Origin of the sequence: Citrobacter sp. Cpo147, assembly GCF_030332405.1 — a bacterium.
GTDB lineage: Bacteria > Pseudomonadota > Gammaproteobacteria > Enterobacterales > Enterobacteriaceae > Citrobacter > Citrobacter portucalensis.
The window spans coordinates 221,738-237,328 of record NZ_JAOWHX010000030.1; the positions used below are offsets into that span (position 1 = coordinate 221,738).

Genomic DNA, 15,591 nt, shown 5'->3' on the forward strand with positions numbered 1-15,591 from the left:
CACCCACACCATCAAAGGCGGTTTTTCCAGACGGTCTGCACGTTACAAAACTCATGCAGACCAAAGTGCGAAAGTTCGCGGCCAAAGCCACTTTTCTTCACACCACCAAACGCAACGCGGGCATCACTGGCGCTGTAACCATTGATAAATACGCCACCACACTCCAGGCGTGACGCCATCTTCTGCGCCAGCGCTTCATCCGCAGTAAACACCGTGGCGGATAAGCCGAAATCACTGTCATTCGCCAGCGCTAACGCATGTTCCGCATTCTTCGCCACGGTAATTGCCGCAACCGGACCAAACAGCTCCTGGCGGAACGCCGTCATCTCTGGAGTGACATCGCCCAGTACTGTCACGGCATAGTAATTGCCCTGACCCGCAATTTTTTCCCCGCCGAGCAGTAACCGTGCCCCTTCGGCAAGGGTGGCCTCTACCTGCTGGTGTAGCTCATCACGCAGATCAAATCGCGCCATCGGCCCCAGATCGTTTTCTTCGTTTAGCGGATCGCCCATTTTGAGCGCACTCGCAGCGGCCACAAAGCGTGAAGTAAATTCTGCCGCAATCCCTTCTTCGATAATAAAGCGCTTGGCTGCCGCACAAACCTGCCCTGTGTTCTGATAACGCCCAGCGACCGCCGCCTTAACGGCCAGATCGAGGTCAGCATCATTGAGGACAATAAACGGATCGGAGCCGCCCAGTTCAAGCACACATTTTTTCAGCGCGGCACCCGCCTGGGCGCCAATCGCCGCACCGGCAAGTACGCTTCCCGTTACCGTTATCGCCGCGATACGCGGGTCATTGATCATTTGACTGACCCCGGCGTTATCGGCATTCACCCAACCGTAAACCCCCGCGGGTACACCAGCATCAGCGAAAACCTGCGCAATAATTGCAGCGCAGCCGGTTACGTTAGGCGCATGCTTTAACAGATAGCCATTTCCGGCCAACAGAATCGGGACGGCACCTCGCATTACCTGCCAGAGCGGGAAGTTCCACGGCATGATCGCCAGAATGGTTCCTAGCGGACGATACTCAATCACCGCCTGGTTATTCTCCACCAGCGTGGGTTCCGGATTGAGCATCGCCGGTCCATACTCGGCGTACCAGTCACACAATGCAGCTGACTTGGCGACTTCAGCACGCGCCTGCTTAATGGGTTTACCCATTTCACGTGAGATACACTCCGCCATCTCTTCCGCACGATGGCGCAGAGCTTGCCCGATCTGGCGCAGCGTTTGCGCACGGTGCTCAACGGAAGTATGTTTCCATTCGTTATAGCCATTCGCGGCAAGGTTCAGCGCATGATCAATCTCTTCCGCGCTTGCCCACGGCGTCGCCGTCAGCCTTTCACCGCTGGCAGGGTCAAAGGAAATCGCATGTGTTGCTGCTGTGATAGTCATAAGTGCCTCTCTTTATCGCAGGGTATGGTTATATCATGAGCATATTTACTCTTTCTGAAAAATGAATAATATTAACCATACCATTCACGAATAGAGAATATTATGGATCTGACGCAGTTGGAAATGTTCAATGCCGTCGCGGAGACTGGCAGTATTACGCAGGCCGCCGCGAAGGTGCATCGCGTGCCATCCAATCTCACCACCCGTATACGTCAGCTTGAAGCCGACCTGGGTGTTGATCTGTTTATTCGTGAAAACCAGCGCCTGCGGCTTTCCCCATCCGGGCACAACTTTTTGCGCTACAGCCAGCGGATCCTGGCACTGGTTGAGGAAGCCAGGATGGTCGTCGCCGGGGATGAGCCGCAAGGACTCTTCTCTCTCGGCTCGCTTGAAAGTACAGCAGCAGTTCGCATCCCCGCCACGCTGGCTGAATATAACCAGCGTTACCCCAAAATTCAGTTCGCGCTGGCGACAGGTCCTTCAGGCACAATGCTGGACGGCGTGCTCGACGGTACATTGAACGCTGCCTTTGTCGATGGTCCAATTACCCATCCGGGACTTGAAGGAATGCCGGTCTACCGTGAAGAGATGATGATTGTCACGCCTAACGGTCATCCCCCCATTCAGCGGGCCAGCGACGTCAACGGTTGCAGTATTTACGCCTTTCGCGCCAACTGTTCCTATCGCCGCCATTTTGAAAGCTGGTTTCATGCCGATCGCGCCATGCCCGGCACCATTCATGAAATGGAGTCATATCACGGCATGCTGGCCTGCGTCATTGCCGGCGCGGGTATCGCACTGATCCCGCGTTCGATGCTGGAGAGCATGCCAGGGCATCATCAGGTCAACGCCTGGCCGCTAAGCGAGAACTGGCGCTGGCTGAATACATGGCTGGTCTGGCGCAGAGGTGCAATGACACGTCAGCTGGAAGCGTTTATTGAGGTGTTGAACCCTCAGTTATCACAGAGCCCGGAGTAACTGGCGCTCCTCAAAGAACATGAATACCTGTAAATCCGGGTGAAGTCATACGCCCGGAATTTCATTATTATTGAAATAGTTAAAAATACGAGGAATGTTCGGCAGCAAATTGTGGCGCCCTGCCAATGAAATGAGATCCGCATCACAAAATGATTGTATTTTCGCCAGCAAACGTTTTAAGATCGTGGCCTTACCTTTTCGCAGCTAATCCTCTTATTTGATATGACAACAGACACTGTTTCCCGCAAGGTCGCGTGGCTACGGGTAGTTACGCTTGCCATTGCCGGTTTTATTTTCAATACCACAGAGTTTGTCCCTGTCGGCTTGCTGTCCGACATCGCACAAAGCTTCAATATGCAGACTGCTCAGGTCGGGATCATGCTGACGATCTACGCCTGGGTTGTCGCCCTGATGTCGCTCCCTTTTATGTTACTTACCAGTCAGGTGGAGCGCCGAAAACTGCTGATCTGTCTGTTTGTTGTGTTTATCGCCAGTCATGTTCTCTCTTTCCTGGCATGGAATTTTACCGTGCTGGTAATTAGCCGTATTGGTATTGCCTTTGCGCACGCTATTTTCTGGTCGATCACCGCATCGCTGGCGATCCGCCTGGCTCCTGCCGGTAAACGTGCACAGGCTCTCAGCCTGATTGCCACCGGCACCGCGCTGGCGATGGTGCTTGGCCTGCCAATCGGACGTATCGTCGGTCAGTATTTTGGCTGGCGCACGACCTTCTTCGCCATCGGCATGGGGGCGTTAGTTACCCTGCTTTGCCTGATTAAGCTCCTGCCCAAACTACCCAGTGAGCACTCCGGCTCTTTAAAAAGCCTGCCGGTGTTATTCCATCGTCCGGCATTGATGAGTCTGTATCTACTGACGGTGATTGTGGTCACCGCACATTACACGGCCTACAGCTATATCGAGCCGTTTGTGCAGACCGTCGCGGGTCTGAGCGCAAACTTTGCTACCGTGCTGTTGCTGGTTCTGGGTGGCGCGGGAATTGTCGGTAGCGTCATTTTCGGTAAGCTGGGGAATCTGCATGCTTCCGTACTGATTAGCAGTGCCATTGCCCTGTTGACGGTATGCCTGGTGTTGTTACTTCCCGCTGCTGACAGCGAAATGCACCTTGCTATCCTGAGTATTTTCTGGGGCGTCGCCATCATGCTGATAGGTCTGGGCATGCAGGTGAAAGTGCTGGCGCTTGCTCCTGATGCGACTGACGTCGCAATGGCACTGTTCTCAGGCATCTTTAATATCGGTATTGGCGCTGGCGCGCTGGTAGGCAATCAGGTGAGTTTGCACTGGTCAATGTCTACGATTGGTTACGTCGGCGCAGTGCCTGCCGTGGTGGCGTTGATATGGTCGGTGATTATCTTTCGTAAATGGCCGGTATCGCTGGAAGAACAGCCTCAGCATTCGTAAAAAATGTGCCCGGTAGACATTACCGATTACCGGGCACAGTGTTCTAAGCGTAGGTTTTAATAATTTCCAGCACGCCGTTAATAATAAACTGCACGCCCATACACACCAGCAGGAAGCCCATCAGACGAGAAATCGCTTCGATACCACCTTTGCCGACCAGGCGCATGATCCCCCCGGAACTGCGCAAACAGCCCCACAGGATAATCCCAACAACCGCAAAAATAATCGGCGGCGCGATCATGATCACCCAGTCCGGAAATTCGGAGCCATGGCGCACGGTTGACGCGGAACTGATGATCATCGCAATCGTCCCCGGACCGGCAGTGCTTGGCATAGCCAGCGGTACAAAGGCGATATTGGCAGTCGGCTCGTCTTCCAGCTCTTCTGACTTGCTTCTCGCTTCCGGAGAATCATGTGCCTTCTGCTGCGGAAACAGCATCCGGAAGCCGATAAACGCAACGATTAACCCACCCGCAATACGGAGTCCGGGAATCGAAATCCCGAAGGTATTCATCACCAGTTGCCCGGCATAGTACGCCACCATCATGATGGCAAACACGTAAACAGATGCCATGAGTGACTGACGGTTACGCTCTGCGCTGTTCATGTTGCCCGCGAGGCCAAGGAACAACGCCACGGTGGTTAACGGGTTTGCCAACGGTAACAGGACTACCAGCCCCAGCCCTATTGCTTTAAACAAGTCCATCATAATGTCATCTTTCCTGTGCGTTAATCGTCAACGGCAAGTATACGGTGAAATCCAGAAGATAAGCCATTTTCGCGATGTAAGGATTCATTTTTCATCCGCACGTATAAACCATAATTATCAGATCGTTAAATTTCCACATTCCAGGTATTGAGTCTGATGATTTAGCAAAACGTGGCATTTGCGGATTCATTCGTTTGACTTATATTTGCCTAAGCAATAATATCAGCCGTGACTAACTACTTGCCAGGGCAATCATTGTGAAAAACACCAGTGATCTGTTTAACGAAATCATCCCACTGGGTCGTTTGATCTATATGGTTAATCAGAAAAAAGATCGTTTGTTAAACGACTATTTGTCACCGTTGGATATCACGGCATCGCAGTTCAAGGTGCTCTGCTCCATCCGTTGCGCGGTGTGCATCACCCCTGTCGAATTGAAAAAAGTGCTGTCTGTCGACCTTGGCGCCCTGACGCGGATGCTGGACAGACTGGCCTGTAAAGGCTGGATAGAAAGGCTTCCGAATCCACATGATAAGCGTGGCGTGCTGGTGAAACTCACCGAGCATGGCGCAGCAATTTGCGAGCAGTGTCATCAATTAGTAGGGCAAGACCTGCACCAGGAACTAACAAAAAACTTAACGGCGGATGAAGTAGCCACACTTGAGCACTTGCTTAAGAGAATCCTGCCGTAACCAGAAAGAGGTATGACGATGTCCAGACGCAATACTGACACAATCACTATTCATAGCATTTTGGACTGGATCGAAAATAACCTTGAATCGCCGCTCTCACTGGAAAAAGTGTCAGAGCGTTCAGGTTACTCCAAATGGCACCTGCAACGGATGTTTAAAAAAGAAACCGGTCATTCACTGGGTCAATACATTCGCAGCCGTAAAATGACTGAAATAGCGCAAAAACTAAAAGAAAGTAACGAACCTATTCTTTATCTGGCAGAGCGTTACGGTTTTGAGTCTCAGCAGACGCTGACCCGGACATTCAAAAACTATTTTGATGTTCCGCCGCATAAATACCGTATGACGAATATGCACGGCGAATCACGCTATTTGCTCCCACTTAATCAATGTAATTGCTAAACGCCAGTTAACGACGTAACCGAGGAAATCATGAAACTTCTGTCTTATGCAATGCTGGCCCTGCTGTTTGTTGTTTCGGGCCAGAGCATGGCGGAACAGACCGCGCAACCTGCCACCCAGAACAGTCGCGACGCGATGATTATGCCCCCTGCGCACGATCAGTCCCCGTTCGATTTTAATCATATGGGTGCAGGCAGCGACAAGTCCGACGAATTAGGTGTGCCTTATTACAATATGCGCAACCTGTAATTATATTGCCCCGCCACTGCGGGGCTTTTTTTAGCCCCTCACCGACGCAACCTTACGCAACCGAAAGCCAAACACATTGATATACAACCCAGCCATGATCAGTAGCGCACCGAGCAGTTGCAATCCGGTCAGCGTTTCATCCAGCAGCACAACCGCACTCGCCAGTCCAACGACCGGCACCAACAGCGACAGCGGCGCTACACGCCAGGTCTCATAGCGTCCGAGTAACGAACCCCAGATACCATAACCCACGATGGTCGCCACAAACGCCAGATAAACCAGTGACAGAATGGTGGTCATATCTATCGCCACCAGACTTTGGGTAATTTGCGCTGGACCATCGAGAATTAATGAAGCAAGGAAGAACGGAGCAATAGGGATTAACGCGCTCCATACCACCAACGACATAACGGCCGGGCGCGAGGTATGCTGCATGATTTTTTTGTTAAAGATATTGCCGCAGGCCCAGCTTAGCGCCGCCGCCAACGTCAGCATAAAACCGAGCATGCCAACATGCTGCCCGTTCAGACTGGCCTCAATCAGCACCAGCACGCCAAATACCGCCAGCGCAATGCCTACCAGCTGTTTACCCTGCAGACGTTCGCCAAAGGCGAATGCCCCCAGAATGATGGTGAAAAACGCCTGAGCCTGTAATACCAGAGAAGCTAACCCGGCAGGCATACCGAATTTGATAGCGCTAAAGAGAAACGCAAACTGCCCAAAACTGATGGTCAGCCCATAGCCGAGCAACAGCGAAAGTGGGATTTTCGGCCTGGCAACAAAGAGTATTGCCGGGAACGCCACCAGTAAAAAACGCAGCCCTGCCAGCATTAAAGGGGGCATATTATGCAGCCCCACTTTGATGACCACAAAGTTCAGTCCCCAAACCACAACGACCAGTAACGCCAATAACCCGTCTTTACGCGACATACCACCGCCCCTGCAAATATTAAATTTTTGTAAACAAGTTAAAGTAACGGAAATCGTTGTGCCGTAACAGATCATTATTTCAGGTAGGCCACGCAAGGCATTTTCGGACAACTTATTGAGTGTACATCACAGTTTTAGCATGCTATTTGTTTCTTATATCTAAAAAAAACATAACAACATGCATTGTCGGGCAGGAAAATGAATATCTCTCTGAGAAGGTCCACTCTCGCGTTACTCGCGTCATCTTTGTTATTAACAATTGGCCGTGGCGCCACTCTGCCATTCATGACGATTTACCTCAGTCGTCAGTATGGCCTGGGTGTCGATCTGATCGGTTATGCAATGACAGTAGCACTGACTATTGGCGTCGTTTTCAGTCTTGGATTCGGCATCCTGGCCGATAAATTTGAAAAAAAACGCTTTATGCTGCTGGCAATTTGTGGCTTTGCGTCCGGCTTTATTGCGATCCCACTGGTGCATAACGTGGTGGTCGTGGTTTTGCTCTTTGCTCTGATCAACTGTGCCTACTCCGTCTTCGCCACGGTGCTGAAGGCCTGGTTTGCCGATAATCTGTCTGCTACCAACAAGACTAAAATTTTCTCGCTTAACTATACCGTGCTGAATATTGGCTGGACCGTTGGTCCACCGCTGGGCACGCTGCTGGTGATGCAAAGCATTAACCTGCCATTCTGGCTGGCTGCCGCCTGTTCAGCATTGCCACTGGTGTTTATCCAGACCTGGGTAAAACGTTCAACAGCACCATCAGAAGGTTTAAACGCCGCGGTGTGGTCCCCTTCGGTACTCCTGCGCGACCGGGCATTATTCTGGTTTACGTTATCGGCCTTTCTGGCATCGTTTGTTGGCGGTGCTTTTGCGTCCTGTATTTCGCAATACGTTATGGTGGTCGCCGATGGCGATTTTGCCGAGAAAGTCGTGGCGGTGGTCCTGCCCGTGAACGCCGCCATCGTAGTATCACTGCAATACGCACTTGGCCGCAGGCTCACCGCCACGAATATCCGCCCGTTAATGACAATGGGTACAGTCTTCTTTGTCGTTGGCCTGATCGGTTTCGCCTTTTCCGGCAACAGTCTGTTGTTATGGGGAATTTCTGCTGCCTTTTTCACTATCGGCGAAGTCATTTACGCGCCGGGCGAATATATGCTTATCGACAACATCGCGCCAGCAGGCATGAAAGCCAGCTATTTTTCCGCCCAGTCGTTGGGCTGGCTTGGCGCAGCGGTTAACCCATTAGTCAGCGGCGTCATTTTAACCACATTGCCGCCATGGTCGCTGTTTGTAGCGCTGATAGTGGCGATCGTTCTTGCCTGGGCGCTAATGATAAAAGGCATGCGCGCCAAGCCCTGGGGGCAGACGGCGGTCTGCTGATGAGTATAACGACAGAGCCGAAGCCGCTCTGTCGCATACCTCAGATAGCAACCAGTCCCCGTACGCCCTCGGCCTCCATATTTTTACCGTCGCCGCGTTGAATAATGCTGCCCCGCGACATCAGCAGGTATTTGTCGGCTAGCTGCTGCGCAAAATCATAGAACTGCTCCACCAGCAAAATGGCCATATCACCCCGGTGCGCCAGTTGAGAAATAACCTGACTAATCTCTTTAATTACCGAAGGCTGAATCCCTTCGGTGGGCTCATCGAGGATCAACAGCTGTGGGCGACTTGCCAGCGCTCGCCCAATCGCCAGTTGCTGCTGTTGCCCGCCGGACAAATCTCCGCCTCGCCGATGCTTCATCTCCTGTAAAACCGGAAAGAGCGCGTAAATATCATCTGGCACATGCCGGGCCTCCGGTGCTGAAAAACGGGAAAGACCGAGCAGCAGATTCTCTTCTACCGTCAAACGCGGAAAAATATCACGCCCCTGTGGGACATATGCCACACCGGCCCTGACCCGCTGATGCGGCTTCCAGTGAGTGACATTTTTATCCTGCCAGAGCACGCTTCCGCTACGGGCCGGAATAATCCCCATCAGACACTTTAGTAGCGTTGTTTTCCCCACGCCGTTACGCCCCAGCAGGCATGTCACCTCGCCGATACGCGCTTCAAAGCTCACCCCGCGCAGAATATGGCTGCCACCATAATATTGATTCAGTTCTTTCACCTGCAGCATATGAACTCCTTAACGCCCGAGATAGACTTCAATAACCTGCTCGTTGGCCTGCACATCGCGAAGGCTCCCCTGAGCGAGGACACGTCCCTGATGTAATACTGTGACGCGATCGGCAATGGTTTCAACAAATCCCATATCGTGCTCAACAACCATCAGAGAGTGCTTACCGGCAAGCTGGCGAAACAGCTCCGCCGTGTATTCCGTTTCCGCATCCGTCATCCCCGCCGCAGGTTCATCCAGTAGCAGTAAATGCGGCTCCTGCACCAGCAGCATGCCAATTTCGAGAAACTGTTTTTGCCCATGCGAAAGCAGTCCGGCGCGGCGGGTCCGCTCATTACCCAGCCGCAACAGCGCCAGTACTTCATCAATATGATCCCGTTGTTCGCCTGAGAGTCGTGCCCGTAGAGAACCCCAGACAGATTTATCATTTTTCAGCGCCAGCTCCAGGTTCTCCTCCACCGTTAATGCTTCAAATACCGTGGGCTTCTGAAATTTCCGTCCAATCCCCTGACGCGCGATGGCGATGGGATCCAGCGTTGTTAAATCGATCGACTGGTCGTATATCGCACGACCACTTTGCGGTCTGGTTTTACCGGTTATGACATCCATTAACGTCGTCTTCCCGGCGCCGTTGGGGCCAATAATACAGCGCAGTTCCCCGACGCCAATATTGAGCGAGAGATCCGTTAACGCCTGGAATCCGTCGAAATTAACGTTAATTTTTTCCAGTTGGAGTACCGGGTCCGTTTGTTCGCGAAACCGATCGCCCGGCATCTGGCGTGTAAAAAGTCCTTCATCCGGCTGCATTATTTGTCTCCTTTGCGAAACAGGCCAATCACACCACTAGGTAAAAAAAGCGTAACGCCAATAAAGATCAGGCCAAGAAACAGCTGCCAGTATTCCGGCATAATGACGGTAAACAGGCTTTTAGCACCGTTCACCAGTACTGCGCCAAATACCGGGCCGATCAGGGTTCCACGTCCGCCCAGAGCAACCCAAATCGCCGCTTCAATCGAGTTGGTCGGCGACATTTCGCTGGGGTTGATAATCCCTACCTGCGGGACATAAAGCGCCCCGGCCAGGCCGCACAGTACAGCTGAAAGCGTCCACACCAGTAACTTGAAACCTTTCGGATCGTAACCACAGAACATCAGACGGTTCTCGGCATCACGCACGGCGGTCAGAATACGACCAAACTTACTGCGGGCCAGCGCAAGTCCCAGCCATATTGCCAGCACCAGCAGCATAACCGTCGCCAGAAACAGCGCGATCCTGGTTGACGTCGCGGTCACCGGAAACCCCAGAATGGTGGTAAAACCGGTAAAACCGTTATTTCCACCAAAGCCGGTTTCATTGCGGAAAAACAGCAGCATTCCGGCGAAAGTCAGGGCCTGGGTCATGATGGAGAAATAGACCCCTTTGATTTTTGAACGGAAGGCAAACCAACCAAATACCAGCGCCAGCAGGCCCGGCACCAGAACAACCAGCAGCATCGCCCAGAGAAAATGTTGCGTCCCCCACCAAAACCAGGGCAGCTCGCTCCACGACAGGAATGACATAAAGGCCGGTAATCCTTCGCCGGAAGCCTGACGCATCAGGTACATTCCCATCGCATAGCCCCCCAGCGCGAAAAAGATACCGTGTCCCAGCGAGAGCATTCCGGCATAGCCCCACACCAGATCCAGCGCAACGGCCACAATGGCATAGCAGAGAATTTTCCCGGCCAGCGTCAACGTCCACACCGATATGGCCAGCGGATGCTCCGCAGGTAACAGCGCAAGAAACGGCAGAATAATCAACGCCAGCAGTAAGCCCAGACCCAGCACGCGTGTTGCACGCGGCGCTTTACGCGCCAGCGTTATTGTCATTGGCATCGTCATCAGTCAATAACCCTCCCTTTCAGCGCGAACAGTCCCTGAGGTCGTTTCTGAATAAACAGAATGATCAGCACCAGGATCATGATTTTGCCGAGAACCGCCCCCACCTGAGGCTCCAGAATTTTATTGAAGATCCCCAGCCCAAATGCCGCAGCCACGCTCCCGGCAAGCTGTCCAACGCCGCCCAGTACCACCACCAAAAACGAATCGATAATGTAGCTTTGCCCCAGCTCCGGTCCTACGTTACCTAGTTGCGAGAGCGCCACGCCTCCCAGTCCGGCAATTCCTGAACCAAGGCCAAAGGCCAGCATATCGACTCGTCCGGTGGGTACGCCGCAGCAGGCCGCCATATTGCGATTTTGCGTCACGGCACGCACGCGCAGCCCGAGGCGCGTTTTATTCAACAGCAGCCAGGTGAAGAACAGCACCAGCATGGCAAAGCCAAGCACCACTATTCGGTTCCATGGCAATATCAGATTGGCATAAACCTGAATACCGCCGGAAAGCCATGCCGGATTGGCGACTTCCAGGTTTTGCGCGCCGAAAGTCATTCGCACCAGTTGGATGAGCATCAGGCTGATCCCCCAGGTCGCCAGTAGCGTTTCAAGCGGACGGCCATATAAATGGCGTATCACCCCTCGCTCGAGCAGCATTCCTACTGCCGCAGTCAGCAAAAAGGCGACCGGAAGTGCAATAACCGGATACCAGGCTAACCCGTGCGGGAAAAACTGCCCCATCAACTGTTGCACCATCCAGGTACAGTACGCCCCGAGCATTAACATCTCGCCATGCGCCATATTGATGACGCCGAGCAATCCATAGGTTATCGCCAGACCCAATGCCGCCAGCAGCAAAATAGAACCCAGTGACAGTCCCATGAAAGCCTGCCCTAGAAGATCCCCAACCTTCATGCGATGCGAGATGGAATTCAGACTTTCGTCAGCGGCAGCACGCACTCGGGCATCGGGTTCATGTTCAGCCCGGGTGAATGGCTGCAGGCGCGCCTGAGTTTCAGGATCATTTGACGCCCCTAATAGTTCGATTGCCTGAAGCCTGACCTCCGGCGAGGTGCTACTCAGTTGCAGATTTGCCAGTGCAATAGCGAGTGCGGATTTCACATCACCATCTGACTCCTGAGCCAGTCGTTGTTGTAAAAACGGCAGCATGCCCGGCTGCGCCTCACGCTGTAATGTACGAGCTGCCTCCCCCCTTACCGTGACACTGTCACTTAAAAGCTGATGGACAGCCAACGCTCCGGCTACCAAATTACGCAGGCGGTTAGTCAGGCGAGTTTTTTTTAGCTCGCCGTTTGGGGCTGTCGCTGTTCCTAACGGCTGTACGTGCGAGCCGTTCATGATGAAGGCATTTTTCGTGTTATCGGTCAGCAGGTTCTCATCTCGCAGCGCGCTGAGCAGCGGGATGCGCTGAACGTCGGGATTCACCGCCCATTGTTCAAGCAAGGCGGCCTGCTGAGCACGGTTGGCGGCGGTAAAGGAATCAGCATCTGCGGCCTGGGCTATCCACGGCAAAAACCACATCAGCAACAACACACCACGAATCAAGCGCATAGCTTTCATGAGCGTTCTCCAAAGCATTACCCTCCCGCAGGAGGGCGTTAGATCAGTTGCTGGCGGTTTTCACAGGCTGTTCAGATTTTTTATCATTACCAGCGATGTACGGACTCCACGGCTGGGCGCGGACCGGCTCATCGGTTTGCCACACCACGTTAAACTGGCCGTTGCCTTCAATCTCGCCAATCATGACGGGTTTATGCAGATGATGGTTGGTCGCATCCATGGTCAGGGTAAAACCTGATGGTGCAGCGAAGGATTGCCCCGCCATAGCAGCACGAACTTTATCCACATCGGTAGTTCCGGCTTTTTCTACCGCCTGCGCCCACATGTGCAGGCCAACATATGTGGCTTCCATTGGGTCGTTCGTCACTACCGAATCAGCATTCGGTAATTTGTGCGCTTTGGCATACGCCCGGTAATCCGCGACAAACTTCTTGTTGGCCGCATTATCGACAGACTCAAAGTAGTTCCAGGCAGCAAGGTTGCCCACCAGCGGTTTGGTATCAATACCGCGTAGCTCCTCCTCACCCACGGAAAAAGCCACCATCGGCACATCGGTGGCTTTCAGCCCCTGATTCGCTAACTCTTTATAGAACGGTACGTTAGAATCCCCATTGATGGTTGATACCACCGCCGTTTTTCCCCCTGCGGCGAATTTTTTAATACTGGAGACAATGGTCTGGTAATCGCTATGTCCGAATGGGGTGTACACCTCTTCGATGTCTTTATCGGCGACCCCTTTTGAGTGCAAAAAGGCGCGTAAAATTTTGTTGGTCGTGCGCGGATAAACATAATCCGTGCCCAGCAGGAAGAAGCGTTTCGCGCTACCGCCATCCTCACTCATCAGATACTCAACCGCAGGGATCGCCTGCTGGTTGGGGGCTGCGCCGGTATAGAAGACGTTAGGCGACATCTCCTCACCTTCATATTGCACCGGGTAAAACAGCAGACCATTCAACTCTTCAAATACCGGTAAAACTGATTTACGCGAAACCGATGTCCAGCAGCCGAAAACTGCCGCCACCTTGTCCTGACTCAGCAGTTGTCTTGCTTTTTCAGCAAATAACGGCCAGTTCGAGGCCGGGTCAACCACCACCGGTTCCAGCTTTTTACCCAACACACCGCCCTGAGCATTTATTTCATCGATGGTCATCAACGCCACATCTTTTAGCGGCGTTTCGGATATGGCCATCGTGCCGGATAACGAATGCATGATGCCAACCTTAATGGTGTCGGCTGCCTGAACGCTAAAACTCACGCCCATTGCAACAACAGAGGCAGAAAGTGCAAAAGCTTTTAAAAATGTACGACGCTGCATAGTTTCACTCCTGAAATTAGACTTGCTGAAAGCTCCGGTGCAGCCGGGCAGACAAAACGGTGCAAATTAAGGGTGTTCAGAAGTGATAAGGCAAAAACGATGCCAGATATTAAAACCTCATATAAAATCAATAAATTAGCATCCCGCGCACAAAAATCAGTATTACATTTTCCCGCCAAAAGGATTAATCACACGAAAAAATGAACCACCATGAGACAACTCTGCATTATAAACGTGCAACAATCTGTGTCAGCATCACACCGTCATAACAGCGTCTCAGGGTTTAAAAACAAGGTTATTTGTGCGCAGATAAATGTGTCTCGTCACTATTATTTATTTTATTCGACGTGATCATGTCAAAAATTTACTTTTCAGTCGAAATAATCACACAGTTCAGCCTTTGTTTAAGATTGAATTGCTACTATAGTCATAAGCGAGGTGAACTTAAGGTAAGAGAGGAAACTCACAGATAAAGGAGCATTTACTATGCTGGGTAATATGAATATTTTTATGGCTGTTCTGGGAATTATTTTATTTTCCGGTTTTCTGGCCGCGTATTTTAGCCACAGATGGGATGATTGATGAACGGAGATAGTCCTGCACCGACCCGGCCCCTTGTTGCGTAGCTGCACAAGGGGCCATTTTTTTACCTGAATCGCGCTCGCTGTGCCTTTATCCTGATTTACAGATAAAAAAAACCGCCGGATATACCAGCGGTAAATGCTTGCATGGATAGATTTGTGTTTTGCTTTTATACGCTATCTGGCAATTCCCTGCGAAGATAACGGATAGTCAGCTAACCTATCATCGACAACCCCAATGAAAGTTAAACGAAACGCAACTACCTCAAAACGTTTTTCGAAAACTCACGCACTGAGGGGATACGAGGTTCCGTCATTGGTGTCCACCAACGCGATCCGCTCATTTTCATCCATAAACATGCAGCGATTCCTGCCAGTCTGTTTCCCCTGATACATCGCCCTGTCGGCCCGACCAAGCGCGGTATCCAGCGTTTCACCCTGTTGAACCCGGGTTATGCCTGCCGTCACCGTGATACCGATCTCTCCATCAGCGTAGGGAATTTTTTTCTGACCAATCAGACGACAAAGTCGCAAACCCGCCAGGCATGCCTGCTCGTCCGTTTTTGTTCTGATGATGATAATGAACTCTTCTCCACCGTAGCGGTACGCCGCCTCATCATATCGCGTCCATGACAATAAATTTGATGCCAGAGCGCGCAATACCACGTCACCGACCAGATGACCGTATGTATCGTTAACGTATTTAAAACGATCGATATCCAACAACAATATATAGAGATTAAGCGGTTCGGCGTCGAGCAACTGCCGATCAAAAGACTCATCGAGCATTCTTCTGCCAGGTAAACCTGTTAATACATCGATATTACTGCGGATACTCAATAAATATATTTTGTAGTCCATTACAGATGAGGTAAATGCCAGAAGCGCGTCCTGGAAACTGTCGAAATGCCATGAATGGCTACGTTTCTCCACTATAGCCAATAGCAACTCCTTGCCTAATAAATGCATCTTTTCGTGAGTGGCACTTATCTTGCTCACGTAACTACAATCATCCTCATTGTACCGCGATTGATTATTAAGCCACAGTCCAAATCGACAAACAAAATGCGAGTTTTCACCCATAATATCAGGCTGTGTTACATCTGAAGACACCACGCAGCGGAACATCTTTACCAGCCATTTGTAGTGGGCATCAATGGACTTGTTCAACTCAATCAAAATTGTATCTATTTCCTTCGTATTTCTCATCATCACGTTCTCTCTCCCTGTTCGAGCGTTTCTGATGGAATTATCTTAACGATAAAAAAGAAAATTTATGTAAATTTTTTAATAGTAATTAATAAGCCGCGATTAACAATAGCATTGCGCTATGCCAC

At 51.5% G+C, this 15,591-nt stretch carries 16 protein-coding genes; 7 read left to right on the forward strand and 9 right to left on the reverse strand.

Translation table 11 applies throughout. The features are described from left to right. Positions 1 to 11 precede the first annotated feature (11 nt). The gene (gene sad, locus OGY06_RS03655; RefSeq protein ID WP_286604719.1) at positions 12 to 1,400 is read right to left on the reverse strand and encodes a succinate-semialdehyde dehydrogenase; all 1,389 of its coding nucleotides are present in this window, start codon (positions 1,398 to 1,400) and stop codon (positions 12 to 14) included. Between the two features lie 102 nt (positions 1,401 to 1,502). On the opposite strand from sad, the gene ptrR reads away from it, so the two are divergent. Then, complete coding sequence (gene ptrR, locus OGY06_RS03660; protein WP_003032431.1) at positions 1,503 to 2,378, forward strand: putrescine utilization regulator PtrR; 876 nt, start codon at positions 1,503 to 1,505, stop codon at positions 2,376 to 2,378. A gap of 222 nt (positions 2,379 to 2,600) precedes the next feature. Continuing rightward, positions 2,601 to 3,797 carry a sugar transporter gene (locus OGY06_RS03665; protein ID WP_126957167.1) on the forward strand — a complete coding sequence of 399 codons (1,197 nt, stop codon included), beginning with the start codon at positions 2,601 to 2,603 and terminating at the stop codon, positions 3,795 to 3,797. 43 nt (positions 3,798 to 3,840) lie between these two features. On the opposite strand, the gene OGY06_RS03670 is transcribed toward OGY06_RS03665, so the two are convergent. Beyond that, positions 3,841 to 4,506, reverse strand: coding sequence for a MarC family NAAT transporter (locus tag OGY06_RS03670; RefSeq protein WP_063941584.1), 666 nt, complete (start codon positions 4,504 to 4,506; stop codon positions 3,841 to 3,843). Between the two features lie 257 nt (positions 4,507 to 4,763). Between OGY06_RS03670 and marR the strand changes: the two genes are divergently transcribed. The 3 genes from marR to marB are packed head-to-tail and all read left to right on the forward strand — an operon-like array spanning position 4,764 to position 5,849. Then, positions 4,764 to 5,198: a multiple antibiotic resistance transcriptional regulator MarR gene (gene marR / locus OGY06_RS03675; RefSeq protein ID WP_003832935.1), complete on the forward strand. Its 435-nt coding sequence runs from the start codon at positions 4,764 to 4,766 to the stop codon at positions 5,196 to 5,198. Positions 5,199 to 5,216: 18 nt separating this feature from the next. Beyond that, positions 5,217 to 5,600 carry an MDR efflux pump AcrAB transcriptional activator MarA gene (marA, locus tag OGY06_RS03680; protein ID WP_003032424.1) on the forward strand — a complete coding sequence of 128 codons (384 nt, stop codon included), beginning with the start codon at positions 5,217 to 5,219 and terminating at the stop codon, positions 5,598 to 5,600. 30 nt (positions 5,601 to 5,630) lie between these two features. Then, complete coding sequence (gene marB / locus OGY06_RS03685; RefSeq protein WP_003832934.1) at positions 5,631 to 5,849, forward strand: multiple antibiotic resistance protein MarB; 219 nt, start codon at positions 5,631 to 5,633, stop codon at positions 5,847 to 5,849. Positions 5,850 to 5,879: 30 nt separating this feature from the next. Here the strand turns inward: marB and eamA are convergent, their stop codons facing one another. Next, a complete protein-coding gene (gene eamA / locus OGY06_RS03690; RefSeq protein WP_126957165.1) occupies positions 5,880 to 6,779 on the reverse strand; it encodes an O-acetylserine/cysteine exporter in 900 nt (299 codons plus the stop codon). Positions 6,780 to 6,977: 198 nt separating this feature from the next. Between eamA and ydeE the strand changes: the two genes are divergently transcribed. Then, positions 6,978 to 8,165 (forward strand): efflux MFS transporter YdeE, encoded by a 1,188-nt coding sequence (gene ydeE, locus OGY06_RS03695; protein ID WP_003832932.1) that lies wholly within the window; start codon positions 6,978 to 6,980, stop codon positions 8,163 to 8,165. Positions 8,166 to 8,205: 40 nt separating this feature from the next. Here the strand turns inward: ydeE and urtE are convergent, their stop codons facing one another. The 5 genes from urtE to urtA are packed head-to-tail and all read right to left on the reverse strand — an operon-like array spanning position 8,206 to position 13,673. Continuing rightward, positions 8,206 to 8,904 (reverse strand): urea ABC transporter ATP-binding subunit UrtE, encoded by a 699-nt coding sequence (gene urtE, locus OGY06_RS03700; RefSeq protein ID WP_003832931.1) that lies wholly within the window; start codon positions 8,902 to 8,904, stop codon positions 8,206 to 8,208. 9 nt (positions 8,905 to 8,913) lie between these two features. Further along, the gene (gene urtD, locus OGY06_RS03705; RefSeq protein WP_200920435.1) at positions 8,914 to 9,711 is read right to left on the reverse strand and encodes an urea ABC transporter ATP-binding protein UrtD; all 798 of its coding nucleotides are present in this window, start codon (positions 9,709 to 9,711) and stop codon (positions 8,914 to 8,916) included. Then, positions 9,711 to 10,784, reverse strand: coding sequence for an urea ABC transporter permease subunit UrtC (gene urtC, locus OGY06_RS03710; RefSeq protein ID WP_003832929.1), 1,074 nt, complete (start codon positions 10,782 to 10,784; stop codon positions 9,711 to 9,713). The genes urtD and urtC overlap by 1 nt, the downstream gene beginning before the upstream one ends. Further along, positions 10,784 to 12,358, reverse strand: a complete 1,575-nt coding sequence (urtB, locus tag OGY06_RS03715; RefSeq protein ID WP_206159532.1) for an urea ABC transporter permease subunit UrtB — start codon at positions 12,356 to 12,358, stop codon at positions 10,784 to 10,786. The genes urtC and urtB overlap by 1 nt, the downstream gene beginning before the upstream one ends. 43 nt (positions 12,359 to 12,401) lie before the next feature. Next, complete coding sequence (gene urtA, locus OGY06_RS03720) at positions 12,402 to 13,673, reverse strand: urea ABC transporter substrate-binding protein (RefSeq protein ID WP_286604723.1); 1,272 nt, start codon at positions 13,671 to 13,673, stop codon at positions 12,402 to 12,404. A 486-nt stretch (positions 13,674 to 14,159) separates the two neighbouring features. On the opposite strand from urtA, the gene mgtS reads away from it, so the two are divergent. Further along, positions 14,160 to 14,255, forward strand: coding sequence for a protein MgtS (gene mgtS, locus OGY06_RS03725; protein ID WP_003032406.1), 96 nt, complete (start codon positions 14,160 to 14,162; stop codon positions 14,253 to 14,255). A gap of 284 nt (positions 14,256 to 14,539) precedes the next feature. On the opposite strand, the gene OGY06_RS03730 is transcribed toward mgtS, so the two are convergent. Then, positions 14,540 to 15,466: a diguanylate cyclase gene (locus tag OGY06_RS03730; protein ID WP_003832923.1), complete on the reverse strand. Its 927-nt coding sequence runs from the start codon at positions 15,464 to 15,466 to the stop codon at positions 14,540 to 14,542. Positions 15,467 to 15,591 lie beyond the last annotated feature (125 nt).